Raw genomic sequence first — 19541 nt, forward strand, 5'->3', positions numbered from 1 at the left:
CGGGCGACGGTCCTGCCGGTAGCGGGCGGGCGGCCCGGTCGCGACGCGGCTGTCGCGGCGGACGTCCAGCGATGGTCGGGGCGGACGTCCGGCGGTGGTCAAGGCAGTCGGTTCAGTAGCGGTCGGAGCAGTCGGTCGGTCGGCAGCCGGGGCTGCCGGTCGGGTGTGGTTCGGTGCGAAGGTACGGTCGCCGGTCGGCACGGATCGCGAAGTAGGCGGGGGCCGCAGCGGCCGCCACGGCCGCCGCGAGCAGCAGGGCGGCGGGCAGGGAGCGGGTCGCGAGGGGGCCGGCGGTCGCCGCGCCCACCGCGAATCCGGTGATCTTGACGCTGGCGCCGGTGGTGAAGACCTGGCCGCGCAACCGCTCCGGCGCCTCCCGGTGGCGGACGGTGAACAGGGCGGCCAACTGAGGCCCCTCGGCGCACCCTGTCGCCAGGAAGGCCACGACGAGCACCAGCGGCGCCCCGGTGGCGGCCGACGCCAGGGCGGCGGCTTGGACCAGGGCGCCGGCCCAGATGACCGTCCCGGGGGCGAGCGCACGGGGAAACCGGGCGAGCACGGCGGTGGCGAGCAGGGCGGAGACCGCCGCGCAGGAGAGCAGCGCGGCACCCCGGCCGGCCCCTCCCAGGACGCGCTCCCCCAGGAGCGGGACGCACGCCGTCAACATGCCCTGGGCGACGCAGGAGACGGTGGAGGCGAGCGTCGCACGGGCCAGGGCCGGCCTGGCGACGATGATCCGGACCCCGGCAAGGAGGTCGCCGGCCATCGAGGCCGTCCGGGTGCCCCGGTCGCCCCGGCCACCCCGCGTCCGGGCGGAACGGCCGGGTTGCCTCTCCCGGGCGGGGCGGCCGGGGGGCTTCACCACGTCGGGGCGGGCGGAACGCTCGGGTTCTCTCTCCCGGGCGGGGTGCTCGGGCGGCGCCGCCTCGCCGGGGCAGACGGGGCGGGCGGAGCGCTTGGGCGGCCTCGCCCGAGCAGAGGGCTCAGGCGGCCTCGCCCGGCTGGAGCGCTCGGGCGGCCCCGTCCCGCCGGGGCAGACGGGCCGTACGGGCGGCGCTGCCCCTTCCTCACGGGCACGGGTGGGTCGCACGGGTGACCTCGCGGGCAGCGCCCACGCGGCGGGCAGCGCCAGAGCGACCAGCATCACCGAGGCCACCACGGCCCACGGGGCTCCCGCCGCCTCCGCCACGCCTCCGGCGAGAGCCGGACCGGTCAGGGCCGCCGCGCTGAACGTCATGGCGTCGAGCGCATTCGCCCTCGGCAGTCGGTCGCCGGGCACCACCCCCGGCAGCTGGGCCGTCCACCCGCCCGACAGGGCCGGCCCCGCCAGCCCGGTCACGGCGGCGATCAGGACGGTGACGGCGAAGGGAAGCCGCCCGAGCCCCGCCAGGATCGCCCCCAGCCCGGCGGCGTACAGGACGAGGGCCCCGGCCAGCAGCCTGCCCGGCCGGGCCGCCCTGTCGAGGAGCGCCCCGAGCAGCGGTCCACCGACGGCGGCGGAGAGGGTGATGCCCGCCAGCAGCGACGACGCCTCGACGGACGATCCGGCCACGGCGAACCCCGCCAGCATCAGCGCGGGCCCCGCCATCTCGTCCCCGGCGCGAGCCACCACCGCCCCGACCAGATACCTGCGGAGCGAGTAACGCTTTCTCATGGTCAGGACGTTACGGAGGTAACTCAAAACTCAGCAAGATGCGTTACATTCCGCAGGTGCTCTCCCACCGCTCCGACCGTGACGACTGGTCCGCCCGCCACTCCGTCCTGGCCACAGCCCGGCGGACCGCGGCCCTGGTCAACGTGCTCGCCGAGGACCTCCCCGATCCGGCGGCGGTCGCGGAGGTGCTCCGCGACCACGGCGAGACGGGCCCCCTCGACCTCACCGCCGACGAGGTCGCCGCGATGCGCGCGGCTGCCGCGATGCTCCGGCCGGTCTTCGCCGCCGAGCACGCCGACGAGGCCGCTGCCGCCCTCAACCACCTGCTGCGGGAGCACACCGGCCCGCTCCGCCTGACCTCGCACGCCGGGACGACCCCGTGGCATCCCCACCTCGACCACGACGACGACGCCCCCTGGGACGCATGGCTCCTCGCCTCGTCCTGCATGGCCCTGACCGTCCTCGTCTGGGACCGCCAACAGCCGCCCGGCAGGATCTGCGCATCCTCCGCGTGCGACGCCGTCTTCATCGCCCGGGGCAGCGGCCCGGAGCGCCGCTACTGCTCGCGCCGGTGCGCGACCCGCGAACGCGTGGCGGCCCACCGCCGCGCCCGCACCGCCGGAGGGCCGGGCGAGGGGCGACGGTCTCCGGAGGTGGGCGCGGTCCCCGCTGAGAATCAGCGGTGAGAAGGCGGCGCGGCCGGGAGCGGAGCCTCCTCGCGCCGCGTCGCCCTCACGCCACAGGCGTACGCAGCACGCGGTCCAGGGCAGCGCGTCCGACGGGCCCCCAGGCCGGCTTGCCGCCGGGGAGGCCCTGCTCCCCGTTGCGTCCCATGAGCATCAGGAAGAGGCTCTTGACGACCGCCAGCCCTCGGGCGCGCCGGATCGTCGCGTCGTCGGCGCGCTCGTACGCGTCGAAGAAGCGTGGCGCGGTGCCGGACGGGAGGATGACCCAGGCGGCCGCGAGGTCCCAGGCCGGATCGCCGGCGGAGAGGTCGCCGAAGTCGATGACGCCCGCCAGCGTCCCGTCCGCGACCACGACGTTCGCCGGGTGGAGGTCGCCGTGCACCCAGACCGGCGGCCCGCCCCACGCGGGGGCCGCGACCGCGTCGTCCCAGACGGCCCGGATCCCGTCCGCGACGTCGGCCGGGGCGACGGCGTCGAAGAAGTGGTCGAAGCCCTCCGTGTACCGGGCGGGGTGACCGCCCCGGTCAACGGCGACCGGCGCCTCGGCGGGCGCCTCCTCGTGCAGGGCCCGCAGGAACGCGGCCAACGTGTCGGCCGCGTGGTCGCCACGGCTGATCGAGGAGCGGTCCAGCGGCTCGCCGGGGACCCAGGTCATCACCGTCCAGCGCTCGGGGAAGCGTGCGGACGGCTCGCCGGTCCGCACCGGGAGCGGCACGGGAAGCGGCAGCCGGGGGGCCAGCACGGGCAGCCACCGGCACTCCTTGCGTTGCAGCTCCGGGGCGCGTTCCGAACGCGGCATCCGTACGGCCAACTCGTCCCCGAGCCGCCACTGCCGGTTGTCCCAGCCTCCCGGGACCTCCCGGACCGTCAGCTCCCCGAACTCCGGATGCTGTTCCCGGATCAGCTCGCGGACGAGGGCCGCCGTGATCCCGGTCGTGGAGTCGTTCATACCCGGGCACAGTACGCGCCGGACCGGGCGGGGCGAAGGGCGGACCACCGCACCGGCACCGGGCGCGGCCGCGTCAGTCGAGGCAGAACTCGTTGCCCTCGATGTCGCGCATCACGATGCAGGACTCGTTCTGCTCGTCGGCGAGCAGAACGCGCTCGCACTCCGCGCCGAGCGGGATCAACCGGTCCCGTTCCGCCTCCAGGGCCGCCAGGCGCTCGGCGCCGACGAGCCCGGTGCCGACCCGGACGCAGAGGTGGACGCGGTTCTTGACGACCTTGCCCTCGGGGACCCGCTGGAAGTACATCCGGGGCCCCACGCCGTTCGGGTCCTGGCAGACGAACCCGGAGTCCCGCTTCTCGGGCGGCCGCGACTGCTCGTACGCGTCCCAGGTGTCGAACCCCTGGGGCGGAGGAGGGACGACGTAACCCAGCACCTCGCACCAGAAGCGCGCGACACGCTGCGGGGAAGCGCAGTCGAAGGTGATCTGTACCTGCCTGATCGAAGCAGTGGAAGCCATCCGGACACCTTAAGGCGGGGCCGCTCGTCGGGCCCGCGATATTTTTCACCGGGCGCTCCCCGGCACCTCGCGCCCTGGGCAAAAGGAGGAGCGGGGCTCGGAACGCGCTGACAGGATGTGGCCCGGGGCAGCGCACGCGCGCCCCGCGCCGGACCGCCGCGGCGTCGGACAGACCGCCTCGCACCCCGGCCCTCCGTCCACCGGCACCCCGCCCCGCACCCAGGAGACGACCCCTATCGTGAGCCGCAAGAGCGCCGTTTCGCTGATCCGCTCCCGCACCCTCTCCGACGTGGCCGAGTACGCCTACGCGGCCACGGCGCCCGCCGGGGCCCGGCTGATCTTCCTGGCCGGCTCGTGCCCGCTCGACGAGCACGGCGAGACCGTCGCCGTCGGGGACTACGCGGGCCAGGCGGCACAGGCCGTGGACAATCTGCGGACCGCGCTGGCCGACGCGGGCGCGTCGGTGGAGGACGTCATCAGCACACGCGTCCTGGTGGCGTCGGCCCGTCAGGAAGACCTCGTGGCCGCCTGGACGGTGGTCCGCGACGCCTTCGGCGCGCACGACGTCCCCAGCACCCTGATGGGCGTGACCGTGCTCGGCTACGCCGACCAGCTCGTCGAGATCGAAGCGGTGGCCGCGGTCGTCGACAATCCCTGAGTCCCGTACGAGACACCGGGCTCGTCCCCCGTACGGATGCGCCGGCCGCGCCCCGCGCGTTCGTACGGGGGACGATCGGAAGACCCGGTGTGCGGCGGACCGGTGAGCCCCTGTCACCGGGGGCGTCGTCCGCCCCGTCACTCGAATGGCACACCCCCACAGCGGGCTCATCTCATATCTGAGATAGCCTGCCGTTATGTCAGACGACTACCTCGCACGCATCGGCAAGCTCATCCGTGACGCCCGTCAGCATCGGGGCTGGACACAGACGCAGCTCGCCGAGGCGCTCGGCACCAGTCAGAGCGCCGTCAACCGCATCGAGCGCGGCAATCAGAACATCAGCCTTGAGATGATCGCCCGCATCGGTGAAGCCCTCGACAGCGAGATCGTGTCGCTCGGTTACGCCGGGCCCATGCATCTGCGGGTCGTCGGCGGCCGCCGGCTTTCCGGGGCCATCGACGTGAAGACGAGCAAGAACGCCTGCGTCGCGCTGCTGTGCGCCTCGCTGCTCAACAAGGGACGCACCGTCCTGCGCCGGGCGGCCCGGATCGAGGAGGTGTTCCGGCTCCTGGAGGTGCTGAACTCCATCGGCGTGCGCACCCGCTGGATCAACGACGGCGTGGACCTGGAGATCGTGCCGCCCGCCCAGCTGGACCTGGCGGCGATCGACGCCGACGCCGCGCGCCGCACCCGCTCGATCATCATGTTCCTGGGCCCGCTGCTGCACCGCACCGAGCAGTTCGCCCTCCCGTACGCGGGCGGCTGCGACCTCGGTACGCGCACGATCGAGCCGCACATGATCGCGCTGCGCCGGTTCGGCCTGGAGATCGCCGCCACGGAGGGGCTGTACCACGCGCAGGTCGACCGCTCCGTCGGGCCGGACCGGCCCATCGTGCTGACCGAGCGCGGCGACACGGTGACCGAGAACGCCCTGCTGGCCGCCGCCCGCCACGACGGAACCACGGTCATCCGCAACGCCTCCTCCAACTACATGGTCCAAGACCTGTGCTTCTTCCTGGAGGCGCTGGGCGTGCGGGTCGACGGGGTCGGCTCGACGACGCTCACCGTGCACGGGGTCCCCCAGATCGACGTGGACGTGGACTACTCGCCCTCCGAGGACCCGGTCGAGGCGATGAGCCTGCTGGCAGCCGCGGTGGTGACCGAGTCCGAACTCACCATCCGCCGGGTGCCGATCGAGTTCCTGGAGATCGAACTCGCGGTGCTGGAGGAGATGGGCCTCGACTGCGACCGCACTCCGGAGTACGCCGCCGACAACGCGCGCACCCGGCTGGTGGACCTGACCGTGCGGCCCTCCAAGCTGGAGGCCCCGATCGACAAGATCCACCCGATGCCGTTCCCCGGCCTCAACATCGACAACGTGCCGTTCTTCGCGGCCATTGCCGCCTCCGCGCACGGCCAGACCCTGATTCACGACTGGGTCTACGACAACCGCGCCATCTACCTGACCGACCTCAACCGCCTCGGCGGCCGCCTCCAACTCCTCGACCCGCACCGGGTCCTGGTGGAGGGCCCGACCCGCTGGCGCGCGGCCGAGATGATGTGCCCGCCCGCCCTGCGACCGGCCGTGGTGGTACTGCTGGCGATGATGGCGGCCGAGGGAACCTCGGTCCTCCGCAACGTCTACGTGATCAACCGGGGTTACGAGGAACTGGCCGAGCGCCTGAACTCGGTGGGCGCGCAGATCGAGATCTTCCGGGACATTTGAGGGGCGAGGCGTCGTGCCCCTCGGCAGCAAGGGGCACGACACCTCAATTTGTCACCTGACCTGCGAATGCCTACCTTCACGACCCTCCGCTGATCATTGTTGTCTTTCAGTTCCTTGTGCAATGCATATGCAAGATGATCTTGAATAGATGACGGCACGCCAGGTTTTCCCGAGTGCCCGTCAGTCTTTACGGAGGGTTGTCGCCGACGCGGCCTCGCAACGTCCAATGTCGTTCGTGTCACGCCGACCACGTCTGGTCGACCATCGGCACCACGTCGACGTCCCGGCAAGCTGCAGCGGGCTCGGTCAGAGGGTCTTTTTTCGAGAGACGCGGGCACCGCCGTCTCACAACATTTCATGGAGAGGGTCGCCTCACCATCGGCAAGCGCGGGACTGTGGAGCAGCGCCCTGGCGGCAGGGCGAGACCTTGAGCCACCATCACGAGTTCAAGTTCAGTAATCGCACGGCAAAAACGAGGGCGGTCAGGTGTAGATCCCGCCTTCGAGGTTGTCGAACGTTTCAACCCATTCGCTGTACTCATGAGCGAACGGCAGCGGGTCCACGAGGCAGATCGCGTCGCGAATGGCGTCGACTTCCCGCTTGCGGCGAGCATATTCCACGTCGTCATCGTCATCGCCGCGGGTGTAGCTTTCGACGTAAGCAACGAACGATCCGACAATCTTGACCAAAGAGGAAATATCAGCATGAACGGGAATCGCTTCCATTGAGGCGTCGGTGTACTGGTAGACGATTCCCGTGGCAGGGTTGATGACTACGGCATTGATGGGAAAGTTCCCGATCTTGACCAGCGCCTCAACCCCCTCGGGGAACTTCCAGCCCTGCGCTTCCTGAGCGGCGCGGCGCCAAATGTATCCATCGTCGAACTCCGCCGGGAGACCGAGGGAGATTTCGTAATCCTCGACAGACGGAATTCCGACCTCAGTAAAAAAATAAAACGTCTCCGCAGTGAAGCCGTAAAGCTCTGCGGTACCGGTTGGCAGACGATTAACGTTGCCCTCACCGACGGCATCCACCAGCACACCGTGGTCGATATCAAACAGCATACTCCAGCCCGCTTCCGTTTCCTCGCGGTTTCCCTTTACGCCCCGTCCGACTCGGCCACGATCGCACCTAGACCGTTTTTACTGTGCCAGTCTTCGTAGTCACCCTAGGAGTATCTGGCCAACTGTGCAGCGTAGGCCAGATCGCTTCTTTGATTATTCGCAGTCCGTTTTGACTGGATAGCTGACGAACGCGAGAAGCAGAGTGAGAACGCCGACCATGCCGAGCGTGGTCAGGCTGAGCCTCATGATCTGCAAGAAGGAGTCGTCCCATCGGAACGCCAGCGCGATGAGCAACCAAGCCGTGGTGTTGGAGCAGCAGGCAGGTCACAACACATCGCCCTATGCGCTCCCGTACCCGCCGGGCCCCCGGAACAGGGGGCCGTTCCATCTCCTGCATCAGCGCCGCTTCACGTATCGCCCGTCGAAGGAGAACAGCGTGGCCTCTCTCGCGTCCGCAGGCTCCAGGGCACTGGCCGTTCCAGCCGCCCGACGCGTGGACCAGCAGGTGACGGTGCGTGTCCGCCCTGGACGACCACCCTCCTGAGCACTCGGATCGAGGCAGCCTTCGATCAATGCTGCGCTTTCAGTGCTCTGCGCGGAAACCCGCGACGGCCCCGGTTCGGCTGCCCGCCGCTGCTGATCGGCGTTTCGGAGCGACAACGGCCTGCGCGTCGAACACACCGATCGGTCTACGCCGGCGAAGCGGGAAACACGACCACCGAGCCGTCCTTGTCGCGGGCGATCTCGATCGCCATGTCTGCCGCACGGCTATTGACGGTGACGCCACGGCCAAGTTGGTGAATCCGATGCGTCGCGCTCATGAGGCGATCGACTTCACCGGGCGTGAAGACGGGCGCCCGCAAGCCGCTCGGACGTGCCAGCTCCAGTATCGAGAGGCGTACCAGGACACCGGCGATACTCGACTCCATCTCATCGAGGCTCTGCTGATCGCGCCTGAGTTCGCGGGTGAAGTTCTCGAACGGGTTGCCGTCATTGCTCTGTGCGTGTTCGACGGCCTGGAGGACAATCACGCGCCGCTTCAGCGCGATGGCCAGAGAAGCGAGTTCGAGGTGGGTGCGGAACGTACCGCCATGTTCATCGACGCCGGGAAACACCTTGGTCAGCCTGCCGAGCTCGACGGCCTCGCCATCGCGGAGTCCGTCGAGCGCGCCCTGCCACCGGGCGCAGCGGCCTCCGGCCTTGCTCAGCGCAGTGTCGATGGCGTGCACGGCTGAGTCGAGTCCCAAGGAGACACCGAGCTTGCCCTGGTCGAGCAGGATGGCTGTTGCTTTGTCGATGGCGCCACGGCAGCCGTCGAGTGTGCTGCGCTCGTCGTCGAGCTTCTCCGCCTGAAGTCGCTCAAGCAGTTCCGTGATGTGTTCGATGGCCTGTTGGCGTCTGCTGTCGGCGTGCGCGCTCACTCCCACCGCCACGGCCATGAGCACGAGCGGAGCGGCCACGGCGAGCGCAGTGCCACCGGCTGCCGCGACACCGGCGGTCGCGCCGGCCCCGCCGACCGTGCCCGCCGCTGCCGCGCCTCCGACCGGTACGAAGCTCGCTTTGGAGACGATCCTGCCCGCCGAATTCACGAACTCACCGTAGAAGCCGCCGTCCGCCGCCTTCGACACCATCGGGCGGACGATGCCCTGGCCGAGTTGGGCGGCGACCTTGGCCGGGACCACCATGCGATACAGATTCTCGCCGGAAGCGGTAGCTCTGGCCGCCGTGAGGGAACTTCGCGTCGATTCCGCGATGAACTGCGACAGGTGCCGCGCCAGGGGACTCGCTGCGTCGAGCGGGATGCCGTGGCCTCGGTCGATCTTGCCGGGCAGCGGATGTGCCTCAAGCGTGACGATCGGCTCGTCGGCCAGAGCGGCCAGCGCTCCGCGCAGTTCAGCCAGGCGTTCCGCTGTCATCGACTCGCCCCCGGCCAGTCGCGGCACGCGGACGTCAGCGGTCGCGAGCGTCCACACCGGGACGGTCGTCCTACGGTCGTCAGTCATCATCTCCCCCTTGTTCCCGGCAGATCCTACGTCCGGCATCGAAGGCGACGGCCCCGGTCCGCGAATCAGCCCGTGCGTGCCCGCGCGGACACGGACGTGGTCGCGTTGCGCCCTCCTCGGGATGGCGGGCGCGTCCGATGTCGGGAGCCGTCACCGTCGCCGGTCGACCACGTCGTTCGCCGCGGCCTCGACGGCGGCGGCGGGGAACCGGGCGGGGCCACCGGCACGGCGGGGACGCCGCGCCGGACCCGCTGCGGGCGGTGAGCCGCCCCCGGACGGTGCGTTTCAGCCGTTGTGGCTCGGCAAACCCGGATGGCGGAAAATTCATGTTCCGGAAACCCGCACCGTGTTCCCGGCCTATTTCCCTGGCGTATGTTCGCGCGGCATACCCCCCAAGTATCCGGCATTACCGTGCTCGCTCCGGCGGCCATAGAGTGTGGCGTGCGGCAAGCCATGCGCATTTGTGTGGCCTGTGCGAATTGTTCGGGGACCCTCCGGCTCGCGGATTCATCCTGCCCGGGCCGGACCCCCGTACGGACCGCTACGAGAGGAGCACGGCGGCAATGCCCGTTTCCATTCCTGAGGGCGTGCACGAGATTCAGAAGATCATCATCGACTGGGTGGGCGAATTCGTCGAGAACCCCGAGGTGTCCCCCGAGGACAACTTCCTGGACCTCGGCGGCCACTCGCTCCTCGCCATGAACCTGAACACGCTCGTCCAGCAGCGCTTCGGACACGAACTGGACGTGAGGGTCCTGTTCGAGGAGTCGCTCGGGAGCGCGATCGCGGAGCTGCAGGACCGCGTGGTCCGACAGCCTGCCAGGTAATTCGTTCATCCAGCATTCGGACCAGAGACTGGAGTAGCCGTGAATGACCGCACCGCTGATTTCCGACTGAGCGCCGAAGAACTCGCCACATTCGAGGAACAGGGCTTCATCGGCCCCATCAAGGTGTATGAGCCCGAGGAGATGGAAAAGCGCTGGAATCAGATACGCCGCGCCATTCCGGACCGCTCGCGGGCGATCTACCCGGAAGACGCGCTGGGCGCGGTGACCAACCTCTCCAACTACGACCGGCACCTCGACATCGATCTGCTCAGCGAGCACATCATGCAGCAGGCGATCGTCGAGCGGGTGTCCTCCATCCTCGGCCCGGACCTGTTGTGCTGGCGCACCGAGTTCTTCCCGAAGTACCAGGGCGACGAGGGCACCGACTGGCACCAGGCGTCGACGTTCGCCCACTCCAGCGGGCGCCCCCAGATCCGGTGGCCCGCGCAGAACAACGCGCCCGCGTTCGGCGGCACGATCACCGCGTGGACGGCGTTCACCCACTCCACCCGCGAGAACGGCTGCCTCCAGCTCATGCCGGGGACGCACCGGGTGATGAACTACGACGAGTCCCTCGGCATGTCCTACAACCCGGACACGATCAACAAGCGGGAGAAGGACAACGTCCGGCGGGGCTTCTTCGGCTACGACTACCGCGAGCTCCAGAAGGACCCCGACTGGCGGCCCGACGAGTCCAAGGCGTTCTCCCTCGTCATGCAGCCCGGTGAGTGCGTGATCTTCTGGTCGACCCTGATGCACGGCTCGCTGCCGCACACCGGCAGCAAGAAGGACTACCGCATGGGGTTCGCGACCCGGTACGTGCCGACCCAGGTCGAGGTCTACCCGGACCTCGGCGACGTCTCCGAGTACGGCGGCACCATCCCGCTGGACAACTACGCCTCGGTGCTCGTGGCCGGCAAGGACGAGTACGGCCACAACACGCTCACCGATCAGAACCGCCGGGGACACAGGTTCAGCCCGTGGGACTTCCGCGAGGCGTACAGCGGCTGACGGCCGGGCCGCGCCGCCGCCGGCGGCCGTCCGGGAGAAGGCGGTCCGCGGGCCGGTCCCGCAGCACGTGACCGGCGGTGTCCGGACGGGGCGGGGGCGGTCCGCCGCCCCCGCCCCGGCACGCACTCCCCGGGCACGCGCTCTCCCACCCACGCACTCCCCCGGCACGCGCTCTCCCACCCGCGCGCTACCCCCGGCCCCGCGCACGCGCGACCGGCCCGGCCCCGCCCTCCCGCCCCTTCCGGTCGCCCTGTTCCACCCCCCACCGTTCAGGAAGGCGCACCCGATGACCGTGCTCGCCCTGTTCCACCACGCCGGAGGCTCGGCGGCCGTGTTCCGCCGGCTGGTCCGGCTGCTGCCCGACCACATCCGGCCCGTACCGGTCGAGTTGCCCGGCCGGGGCCGGCGGTGGCGGGAACCCGCCCCGCACACCGCGGAGGAGGCGGTCCGGGATCTGGCGGACCTCCTCACCGCGGAGGTGGACCCCGACGAGGAGCTGTCCATCCTCGGCCACAGCATGGGCGCCTACCTCGGGCTCGGCGTGGCCGCGGCCCTGGAACGGCGCGGCGGACCGCGCTGCCAGACGCTCTTCGCCTCCGCCAACCTCGCCCCGCAGCTCGGCTCTCCGCTGTTCGCCGACGGCACCTCCGCCGTCTCCGACGAGGAGGTGCTGGCCCGCGCCGCCCAGTTCGACGCGCTGGACGAACGGCTGCTCGGCCACCCGCACATCGCCGCGCGCGCCGTGGCCCTGCTGCGGAGCGACTTCGACGTCTGCGACTCCTTCGTCCGCACCATGTCCCGCACCGTGACCGAGAGCCGCATCGTCGTCTGCCGCGGGGAGCAGGACGCCTTCGGCGACGAGCACACGGACCCGTGGCAGTGGCGGAGCGTCCAGCCGCTCACCACCCTGACCTTCCCCGGCGGCCACCTCTACCTGGAGGAGGCCGGGGCCGAACCGCTCGCGACGGCGATCGCTTCGGTCATGAGCGAACCGGCGCAGTCCCGCACCTGATCCGGCCTGGGAGCCCCCGATGAACGAGGCAGTGAGTTCCGACCGCACCACCCCCCTCCCCCTCGCCCACGAGCTGTTCGAGGCGCAGCGCAGGTCCCACCCCGACCGGCTCGCCGTGCTGTGGGGCGAACGATCTCTCGAATACGAGGAGTTGGGGCGCGAGGCCGACCGGCTCGCCCACGCGCTGCGGCTCGCGGGCGTCGCCGGGGAGCCCGTGGGGGTCTTCTTCGCACGGGGCCTCTCCGTCGCCGTCGCGGTCCTCGGCGTGCTCAAGGCCGGCTGCGCCTACGTGCCGCTCGATCCCGCCTACCCCGACGAACGGCTCGCCGCCATGGTGGGCGACAGCGGCACGCGGCTCCTGCTGACCGAGAAGGCGCTGCTGGACCGCGTACCGCTGCCGGACGGCACGCGCGCCCTCCTCCTGGACGACGCCCTGTCCTCCGTCGAGGACGCGCCGCCATCGCCGGCGCCGCGGATCGGCCCCGACACCCTCGCGTACGTCATCTACACGTCCGGGTCCAGCGGGGTGCCCAAGGGCGTGGCCATGCCCCACGGTCCGCTGGCCAATCTGATCGACTGGCAGTGCGCGCACTCGGCCTGCGGGGGCGGCGACCGGACCCTGCAGTTCTCCGCGCTCAGCTTCGACGTGTCCTTCCAGGAGATGTTCAGCACCTGGGCGTCCGGCGGGACCCTGGTGGTGGCCGACGACACGACCCGCCGGAGCTGGCAGGCCCTGATCGACCTGCTGAACACCGCCTCGGTGCGACGCATGTTCCTGCCGTTCGTCGCGCTCCAGGCGATCGCCGCGCACGCCCGCTCGGTCGACGTCTGGCCGCTGGCCCTCCGCGAGGTCGTGACCGCCGGCGAACAGCTCCAGGTGACCCCCGCGGTACGCGCCCTGTTCCGGCGTCTGGACGGGGCTGTGCTGGTCAACCAGTACGGCCCCTCCGAGACGCACGTGGTCACCTCGCTCGAACTCCGGGGCGACCCCGACGCGTGGCCCGACCAGCCCAGCATCGGCCGGCCCATCACCGGCGCCAAGGCGTACGTCGTCGACGAGCGGCTGCGCCCGCTGCGGCCCGGCACCCCGGGGGAACTGTGCGTCGGCGGCCCGGTGCTCGCCCGGGGCTACCTGGGAATGCCCGAGGCGACCGCCGCCCGGTTCCGGACCGTACCCGGGCTGGGAGGCGGCGGGAGGATCTACCGCACGGGCGACCTGGTCGAACTCCGGCCCGACGGCACGCTGCAGTTCCTCGGGCGGCTGGACGACCAGGTGAAGATCCGGGGCCACCGGGTGGAGACCGGGGAGGTCGAGGCGCACCTGCGGGCGCTGCCGGAGATCGCCGACGCGGCGGTCGTCGTACGGGAGGGGCCCGGCGGCGACAAGCAGCTGGTGGCGTTCTGCGTCCCGGCACGCGGCGCCGAGGTGGTGGCCTCCGGGGTCCGGCGGAGCCTGTCCGTACGGCTGCCCGGCCACATGGTCCCCTCCTCGGTCCGCTCGCTGCCCGCGCTGCCGCTTACCTCCAGCGGAAAGGTCGATCGCAGGACGCTGGCGCGGGGCCTCTGACCGTCATCCGTTCCCCCTCTGTTCGAGAAGGAATTCGAGAAGGAAGAGGACACAAGCATGTCGACGCACGGTCCGGCCCTCAGCGCCGGGGAGAGCGCCGGTGTCACCGGAATCGTCCTGGTGGGCGTCGCCCTGGTGCTGCTCGCCGCTTTCCTGTTCTCCGCCGCGGCGCAACGGGTCCGGCAGCCCGCGGTGATGGGTGAGATCGTCGCCGGGATAGCTCTGGGGCCGAGCCTGCTCGGTCTGCTGCCCGGTGACCTGCCCGGTCTGCTGTTCCCCCCGGCCGCCCGGCCGTATCTGGAGGTGCTCGCCCAACTGGGCCTGGTGCTCTTCATGTTCGGGGTCGGCTACCAGCTGAGCCTGTCGCACGTGAAGGGCGTCGGGCGGCATATCGCCCTGGTCTCGTTCAGTTCGGTGGCGCTGCCGTTCGTCATGGGCGCGGCGCTCGCCGTCCTGCTCTACCCGTGGCTCGACAAGTCCCAGCTGAAGACGGACGGAATGCTCGGCCCGGCGCTGTTCCTCGGCGCCGCGATGTCCATCACGGCCTTCCCCGTGCTCGCCAGGATCATCATCGAACGGGGTCTGCAGAAGCACCGGGTGGGCGCGGTGGCCCTGGTGAGCGCCGCCATCCAGGACGTGATCGCCTGGACCGTGCTGGCCGCCGTCGTCACCGTCGTCAGCGTCAGCGGACTGTGGTCGCTCGGCCGCACCGTCGTCGGGGCCGTGGCCTTCGGCCTCGTGCTGGTCCTCGTGGTGCGGCCCGCCCTGGCCTGGGTGCTGGCCCCGGCGCGGCCCTGGGCCGGCAACGCCCCGACCGTGCACGTCGTGCTCTGCTCGGGGCTCCTGGCCAGCGCGTGGGTCACCGACGAGATCGGTCTGCACGCGGTGTTCGGCGCCTTCCTGTTCGGAGCCGTCGCGCCCCGCCGCCACATCGACGCGACCGCCCCGGAGGTTCCGGAGCGCATCGATCAGACGAGCCTGCTGCTCCTCCCGGTGTTCTTCACCGTCACCGGGCTCTCCGTGGACCTCGCGGGCCTCGGCGCTCAGGGGCTCGTCATGGTCCTCGCGACGGTCGCGGTGGCGTGCGCCGGCAAGTTCCTCGGCGCCCTGGGCGCCGCCCGGCTCTCCGGCTCGGGAGGCCGTGAGTCCACCGTGCTGGGCATTCTGCTCAACGCGCGCGGACTCACCGAACTCGTCGTGCTCAACGTCGGGTTGAGCCTGGGAGCGCTGGACAGCCGGTTGTTCACCGCGATGGTCGTCATGGCCCTGCTCACCACCCTGATGACCGGCCCGCTGCTGAGCCGCTTCCCGTTGCCCGTCGAGCCGGCCCCCGCGCCCCCGCTCTCCGCCGAGCCGGCCCCGGCGCCCGCGCCGCGGCCCGCGAAGCACGCCCGAAAGGACGCTGCCCGATGACCGGAGCCACCGCGGGGCGGCTCGCCTCCCCGCCCGCCGAGCGGGTCGCGCTGCTCGCCCCGGACCCGCCGCACCTGCCGTTGCGCGGACGTGAGGAGGAACTGGCCCGCGCGCGGCGGGCCCTGGAGTTCGGCGCCGAGGGCGGCTGCGTCCTCGTGACGGTCGAGGGGCCGCCCGGCTGCGGCCGGACCCGGTTCCTCGACGAGTGCGCGTCCCTGGCGCGGCGGCTCGGCTACGTCACGGGCTCCCGCGACGGGTTCGGCCCGGCCGACCGCCCCCGGCTGATCGTCCTGGACGACCCGCACCTCTTCGCGCACGAGCCGGGCGAGGTCCCGCTTCTCCGGCGGTACGCCCCGTACGGCGACCGGGCGCTGGTCCAGTTGGTGGCACGCCGCCCGGGCGCGGGCCCCGGGGGCGCCGAGCCGCTGGTGGTCTGCCCCACCGGGCGCACCGAGCGGATCCGCCTCGGTACGCTCCACCCGCCGGCCGCCCTCCAGGTCGCCGCGGACCTGCTGGGGGCCCCGCCCGCCGCGCCGCTCGTCCGCCTGCTGCGGGGTGCGGGCGGGCACCCGAAGCTGCTGGTGGAGCTGGTGGAGGGGCTGCGTGAGGAGCAGCTTCTGCGGGTGGGGGCGCATGAGGCGCAGCTGGTCGAGGACCGCATCCCGCACCGGCTGCGGGTGCTCCTGCAGTCGATGCTGCTGGACCTGCCGGACCAGTGCCGCCACCTGCTGCGGGTGGCGGCCGTCCTCGGCCGGGAGAGCACGGTCGACGATCTGCTCACGATCCTCCAGGTGCCGCCGTCCGCCCTGCTGCTCGTCCTGGACCGGATGGTCAGCACCGGCATGCTGGCGGTCGGCAGCACCCGGGTCCGCTTCCCGAACGAGCTGCTGTGGCGGCTCGTCGTCGACTCGGTGCCGGTCCCCCTGCGGCAGGCGCTCCGCCGCCAGGCGGCTGATGGGCGGGAGGCCCCTCGTCCGGTGGCCCGGCCGGCGCCCCCGGCCGGGCCACCGGACCTCAACGGCCAGGAGAACCGGATCGTGCAGCTGGTCGCCGAGGGGCTGACCAACAAGCAGATGGCCCGGCGGCTGGGGATCTCGCCCCACACCGTCAACTACCACCTCAAGAAGCTGTTCCAGAAGACCGGCGTCAACTCCCGCATCGCCCTGCTGCGGGAGACCGGCTGGAATGACCCGTCCCAGGAGTCACCCGAGCCGGGGCCGCGCGTGGGCCCACGGCCGGGCGCGCTCGAAGGCGGCGGCCAGATGTAGCAGCTGGTCCTCGGCCCCGGGCGCGCCGACGAGCTGGACGCCGACCGGCAGGTCGCCGGCCATCCCGGCGGGCACCGAGAGCGCGGGCTGACCGGTGATGTTGAAGGGGTAGGTGAAGGCCAGCCAGTCGGCGTACTCCCGCCACCGCTCCTCGAAGCCCGTGCCCTCGACGGCCGCCCCGAGCGGCGGCGGGAGCACGGTGAGCGTGGGCGTGAGCAGGACGTCGTACCGGGTCCAGAAGCCGAGCACCTCGGCTGCCCGCCGCTGGGCGGCGGCCAGGGCGGCGCAGTAGTCGGCCGCGCCGAGCCGCTCGCCGCGCAGGGCGATGTCGAGGCTGGTGGACTCCAGTTCGGCCAGCTCCCCCGGGGGTACGCCCCGGACCATGGTGGCGACGTTCGCGGCGATGACGGTGAGCAGCGGGTCCAGGAGCCCGCCGAGGCCGGGAGCGTCCTCGACCAGCTCGACGTCCAGCTCGGCGAAGGCCGAAACCGCCTGCTCGAAGACCTCCCGCACCTCCGGGGCGACCGTGCCGTGCGGCGGTGTGCAGGTGTGGGCCACGCGCAGCCGCCTCGGCGGCCGGGCCCCGGGGGCGAGGAAGGGGGTGGTGCTCGCGGGCAGCCCGTACGGCTCCCCGACGGACGGGCCCGCCATCACGTCGAGCATCAGGGCCGTGTCGGCGACCGTGCGGGCGATCGGGCCGTTGCTGACGTAGCCCGCCCACTGCTCCTGGGAGGCGGGCGCCCACGGAACACGGCCGCGGGTGGGTTTGAGTCCCACGACGCCGCAGGCGGACGCGGGGGCCCGGACGGATCCGGCGCCGTCGGCGGCCAGCGCGAGCGGGCCGAGGCCGGCGGCCACGGCGGCCGCCGCGCCACCGCTGGAACCCGCCGGGCTGTACTCGGTGTTCCACGGGTTGCGGGTGGGCGGGAAGGCCCGGTTGTCCGTCGTGATGCGCAGCCCGAACTCCGGCATGTTGGTGCTGCCGACGAGGATGCCGCCGGCACGCCGGAGCCGGGCGACCACCTCGCTGTCGAACCCGGGCCGGTAGCCGGTGAAGGGGCGTGAGCCGTAGGCGGTCGGCAGCTCGGCCGACTCGTTGGCGTCCTTGACGGTGAACGGGATCCCGTGCAGCGGGCCCCGCTCCTCCGGCGGTACGGAGTCCGCGGCACGGGCTTCGGCGAGAGCGCGCTCCGCCCGCACGGCGATCACGGCGTTCAGCCGGGGGTTCACCTCGTCGAGACGGCTGAGGACCGCTTCGGTGGCCTCCAGGGCGGACAGTTCCTTGGCGCGGATCAGCTCGCGCAGTTCGACGGCGGGCAGGAGGGCCGGGGATCCGGCGGGCGTGCGGGGCGGTGATGCCATCGGAAGGTGCTCCCAAGCGGGTCGTGGCGGTCTCAGCCGGCCGTGCGGACGAGGGCGAGGACGAGCTCCACACAGTGGTCGGCGAGCCGCTCCGCGCGGTCGTCCCGGACGATGCCCTGGGCGTAGGTGAAGTTCCAGGCGAGCTGGTGGTGGGTGGAGTTGACGGTGGCGACGAACGCGCCCACCACCGAGAGCGAGGCGATGAACTGGGCTCCGGAGGCCCGCAGCGGCCCCACGGTGTCCGGGAACGGGGTCCGGCCGATGTTGGAGAGGCAGAAGTTGATCGGTCCCCTCTCGTCCAGGTGCCGTACGAAGGGCAGGCTCTCGGCCAGGTTCTGCGGCCCGGCCGCCCCGATGCCGTTGATCATGGAGAACTGCTCGCCCCGCGCCTTGCGCGCCTTGAGGTCGGCGCTGATCAGGCGGGCCGTCTCCCACAGCGGGAGGTCCGTCCGGTGCTCGACGAGGGTGGGGAGCGTCGCGACGTAGCTGCCCACGTCGTCGGCGGCCACCGCCGGTTCGAGGCCGGCCCGGAAGTCGACCGGGGAGCCGATCGAGTACCAGGCGCCCTCGTCGGCCCCGGCGTCCACGGCGAGCGCCCGCACCATCGCGGCGGCGAGCACGCCGTGGACGGTGGCCCCGTGGGCCCGGCAGGACGCGGCGAGCCGTTCCAGCGCGGGCCCGTCGAGCGAGCGGTGGAGGAAGCGGGTGCGGCGTTCCTCGAAGGGCACGGGCCGGTCCGCGTCCACCCGGCGGGGACGCAGGCGCTCCAGGTCGCCCTCGTCCCGGTCCGCCTTCTCCTTCGCCCGTACCCGGCCCTCGGCGCCGCGGTGTTCGGCCGGGAACAGGTCCTCGGCCGGGGGCAGCACCGTACGCGGTTCCACAGGGGCGCCGACGGCCAGTTGGGCCCACTGCCGCAGCAGCGTGATGAGTGTGGTCCCGTCCGCGACGACGTGCAGCAGGCTGAGGATGAGGTCGTGCACCTCGCCGTCCGGTCCGCTGCCGCTGAGTACGACGGCCGTGGCGAGCGGGCCGGTCCGCGGGTCGATGCGGCCGTTGACGAGTTCCTCGTCGACGACCCGCCGCCAGCCGCTCTCAACGTCCTCCGGCGAGTCGAGGGTGCGGTGGTCGAGCGGGACGGGGCGGTCGTCCGCGCCGACGAAGCGCGGGTGCCGCCCCGTCGGGTCGGCTTCGATCGCCACCCGCAGCAGCGGGTGGCGCGCCTGGAGTCCGTCCAGGGCGGTGCGCAGCGCGGCGCGGGAGACGGGCCCGTGCAGGCGGACCCGTCCGACGACGTTCAGCGGTGAGATCTGGTCGGCTATCCAGTACCAGCGCTCCAGCGGGCTCAGTTCCCGCCGGACCGTCGGGGAGGTCGTGGACACGGGCGTTCCCGCTCAGTCGACCGGCGACGCGGAGAGCGGCCGGAACATGCCCGCGCTCGCCCGGGTCTCCGGGGTGGTCTGCCAGGGCGGGTTGGTGCCGAAGGCGATCAGGACCTCCTCGCCGTCGGCCCGGAAGGCGACGGGCTCGCCCTGCTCCACCCAGACCATCTCGTGCGGGCCGGCGCTCACGGACCCGCCCTCGAAGTCCACGGCGAACCGGCCGGTCAGGACGACGATGAACTCGTCGTAGCTGGGCACCCATTCCATGACGTCCCCGGGGTGCAGGCAGGCGAAGCCCGCGCCCATCGACTTCGGGACGCCGTCGTCGGCGAGGTCGCCGATGTAGATGCGGGTGTCGGCGAACTGCTGCCAGTTCGCCTCTTTCGTTCCGTACGTGCGTGCGGCCATGTCCGGCTCCTTCACGAGGTGTTCGGCTCGACGGGCT

The 19541-nt window shown here is 71.8% G+C and carries 17 protein-coding genes; 9 read left to right on the top strand and 8 right to left on the bottom strand.

The window, feature by feature from the left end; genetic code table 11:
* Positions 1-112: 112 nt before the first annotated feature.
* On the bottom strand, positions 113-1654 hold the full coding sequence (locus IF19_RS1000000135820) for an MFS transporter (RefSeq protein ID WP_078580397.1): 1542 nt from the start codon (positions 1652-1654) through the stop codon (positions 113-115).
* 38 nt (positions 1655-1692) lie between these two features.
* Between IF19_RS1000000135820 and IF19_RS0101685 the strand changes: the two genes are divergently transcribed.
* A complete protein-coding gene (locus IF19_RS0101685; RefSeq protein ID WP_078580398.1) occupies positions 1693-2340 on the top strand; it encodes a CGNR zinc finger domain-containing protein in 648 nt (215 codons plus the stop codon).
* A gap of 46 nt (positions 2341-2386) precedes the next feature.
* Here IF19_RS0101685 and IF19_RS0101690 read toward each other — a convergent pair whose 3' ends face one another.
* Positions 2387-3289: an aminoglycoside phosphotransferase family protein gene (locus IF19_RS0101690; protein ID WP_030114810.1), complete on the bottom strand. Its 903-nt coding sequence runs from the start codon at positions 3287-3289 to the stop codon at positions 2387-2389.
* Positions 3290-3362: 73 nt separating this feature from the next.
* Positions 3363-3806, bottom strand: coding sequence for a VOC family protein (locus IF19_RS0101695; RefSeq protein ID WP_030114809.1), 444 nt, complete (start codon positions 3804-3806; stop codon positions 3363-3365).
* 238 nt (positions 3807-4044) lie between these two features.
* On the opposite strand from IF19_RS0101695, the gene IF19_RS0101700 reads away from it, so the two are divergent.
* Complete coding sequence (locus tag IF19_RS0101700; protein ID WP_030114808.1) at positions 4045-4464, top strand: RidA family protein; 420 nt, start codon at positions 4045-4047, stop codon at positions 4462-4464.
* 196 nt (positions 4465-4660) lie between these two features.
* Complete coding sequence (locus IF19_RS0101705; RefSeq protein ID WP_030114807.1) at positions 4661-6190, top strand: helix-turn-helix domain-containing protein; 1530 nt, start codon at positions 4661-4663, stop codon at positions 6188-6190.
* A gap of 482 nt (positions 6191-6672) precedes the next feature.
* Here IF19_RS0101705 and IF19_RS0101710 read toward each other — a convergent pair whose 3' ends face one another.
* Both IF19_RS0101710 and IF19_RS0101720 read right to left on the bottom strand, forming a co-directional pair.
* Positions 6673-7254, bottom strand: a complete 582-nt coding sequence (locus IF19_RS0101710; RefSeq protein ID WP_030114806.1) for an SUKH-4 family immunity protein — start codon at positions 7252-7254, stop codon at positions 6673-6675.
* 689 nt (positions 7255-7943) lie between these two features.
* On the bottom strand, positions 7944-9257 hold the full coding sequence (locus IF19_RS0101720; protein ID WP_030276136.1) for a hypothetical protein: 1314 nt from the start codon (positions 9255-9257) through the stop codon (positions 7944-7946).
* Between the two features lie 587 nt (positions 9258-9844).
* On the opposite strand from IF19_RS0101720, the gene IF19_RS0101725 reads away from it, so the two are divergent.
* The 6 genes from IF19_RS0101725 to IF19_RS1000000138635 all read left to right on the top strand — a co-directional run bounded on the left by IF19_RS0101725 (position 9845) and on the right by IF19_RS1000000138635 (position 16355).
* Positions 9845-10084 carry an acyl carrier protein gene (locus IF19_RS0101725; protein ID WP_030114803.1) on the top strand — a complete coding sequence of 80 codons (240 nt, stop codon included), beginning with the start codon at positions 9845-9847 and terminating at the stop codon, positions 10082-10084.
* Positions 10085-10123: 39 nt separating this feature from the next.
* Positions 10124-11095, top strand: coding sequence for a chlorinating enzyme (locus IF19_RS0101730; protein ID WP_030187252.1), 972 nt, complete (start codon positions 10124-10126; stop codon positions 11093-11095).
* A 286-nt stretch (positions 11096-11381) separates the two neighbouring features.
* Positions 11382-12107, top strand: coding sequence for a thioesterase II family protein (locus IF19_RS1000000135320; protein WP_050490823.1), 726 nt, complete (start codon positions 11382-11384; stop codon positions 12105-12107).
* Between the two features lie 19 nt (positions 12108-12126).
* Positions 12127-13674, top strand: a complete 1548-nt coding sequence (locus IF19_RS0101740; protein ID WP_050493739.1) for an amino acid adenylation domain-containing protein — start codon at positions 12127-12129, stop codon at positions 13672-13674.
* Between the two features lie 57 nt (positions 13675-13731).
* Positions 13732-15087, top strand: coding sequence for a cation:proton antiporter (locus tag IF19_RS0101745; RefSeq protein WP_030114799.1), 1356 nt, complete (start codon positions 13732-13734; stop codon positions 15085-15087).
* Positions 15084-16355 (top strand): helix-turn-helix transcriptional regulator, encoded by a 1272-nt coding sequence (locus tag IF19_RS1000000138635; RefSeq protein ID WP_030276134.1) that lies wholly within the window; start codon positions 15084-15086, stop codon positions 16353-16355. Before IF19_RS0101745 ends, IF19_RS1000000138635 begins: the two co-directional genes overlap by 4 nt.
* On the opposite strand, the gene IF19_RS0101755 is transcribed toward IF19_RS1000000138635, so the two are convergent.
* The 3 genes from IF19_RS0101755 to IF19_RS0101765 are packed head-to-tail and all read right to left on the bottom strand — an operon-like array spanning position 16290 to position 19504.
* Positions 16290-17717, bottom strand: a complete 1428-nt coding sequence (locus IF19_RS0101755; RefSeq protein WP_030276133.1) for an amidase — start codon at positions 17715-17717, stop codon at positions 16290-16292. The genes IF19_RS1000000138635 and IF19_RS0101755 overlap by 66 nt on opposite strands.
* A gap of 32 nt (positions 17718-17749) precedes the next feature.
* Positions 17750-19096, bottom strand: a complete 1347-nt coding sequence (locus tag IF19_RS0101760; RefSeq protein ID WP_030114793.1) for a phthiocerol/phthiodiolone dimycocerosyl transferase family protein — start codon at positions 19094-19096, stop codon at positions 17750-17752.
* 12 nt (positions 19097-19108) lie between these two features.
* Entirely contained in the window at positions 19109-19504 is a 396-nt protein-coding gene (locus tag IF19_RS0101765) for a hypothetical protein (protein WP_030114792.1), read from the bottom strand.
* Positions 19505-19541: the final 37 nt, after the last annotated feature.

Source organism: Streptomyces californicus, from assembly GCF_000717645.1.
In the GTDB taxonomy this organism is placed as follows: domain Bacteria; phylum Actinomycetota; class Actinomycetes; order Streptomycetales; family Streptomycetaceae; genus Streptomyces; species Streptomyces californicus.

Bases quoted from the DNA above. Each gene is read 5' to 3' on its own strand.
- IF19_RS0101755 (WP_030276133.1), bottom strand. From the start codon at position 17,717: ATGGCATCACCGCCCCGCACGCCCGCCGGATCCCCGGCCCTCCTGCCC.
- IF19_RS1000000138635 (WP_030276134.1), top strand. From the start codon at position 15,084: ATGACCGGAGCCACCGCGGGGCGGCTCGCCTCCCCGCCCGCCGAGCGG.
- IF19_RS0101720 (WP_030276136.1), bottom strand. From the start codon at position 9,257: ATGACTGACGACCGTAGGACGACCGTCCCGGTGTGGACGCTCGCGACC.
- IF19_RS1000000135820 (WP_078580397.1), bottom strand. From the start codon at position 1,654: ATGAGAAAGCGTTACTCGCTCCGCAGGTATCTGGTCGGGGCGGTGGTG.
- IF19_RS0101745 (WP_030114799.1), top strand. From the start codon at position 13,732: ATGTCGACGCACGGTCCGGCCCTCAGCGCCGGGGAGAGCGCCGGTGTC.
- IF19_RS0101685 (WP_078580398.1), top strand. From the start codon at position 1,693: ATGCGTTACATTCCGCAGGTGCTCTCCCACCGCTCCGACCGTGACGAC.
- IF19_RS0101740 (WP_050493739.1), top strand. From the start codon at position 12,127: ATGAACGAGGCAGTGAGTTCCGACCGCACCACCCCCCTCCCCCTCGCC.
- IF19_RS0101690 (WP_030114810.1), bottom strand. From the start codon at position 3,289: ATGAACGACTCCACGACCGGGATCACGGCGGCCCTCGTCCGCGAGCTG.
- IF19_RS0101705 (WP_030114807.1), top strand. From the start codon at position 4,661: ATGTCAGACGACTACCTCGCACGCATCGGCAAGCTCATCCGTGACGCC.
- IF19_RS1000000135320 (WP_050490823.1), top strand. From the start codon at position 11,382: ATGACCGTGCTCGCCCTGTTCCACCACGCCGGAGGCTCGGCGGCCGTG.
- IF19_RS0101710 (WP_030114806.1), bottom strand. From the start codon at position 7,254: ATGCTGTTTGATATCGACCACGGTGTGCTGGTGGATGCCGTCGGTGAG.
- IF19_RS0101695 (WP_030114809.1), bottom strand. From the start codon at position 3,806: ATGGCTTCCACTGCTTCGATCAGGCAGGTACAGATCACCTTCGACTGC.
- IF19_RS0101765 (WP_030114792.1), bottom strand. From the start codon at position 19,504: ATGGCCGCACGCACGTACGGAACGAAAGAGGCGAACTGGCAGCAGTTC.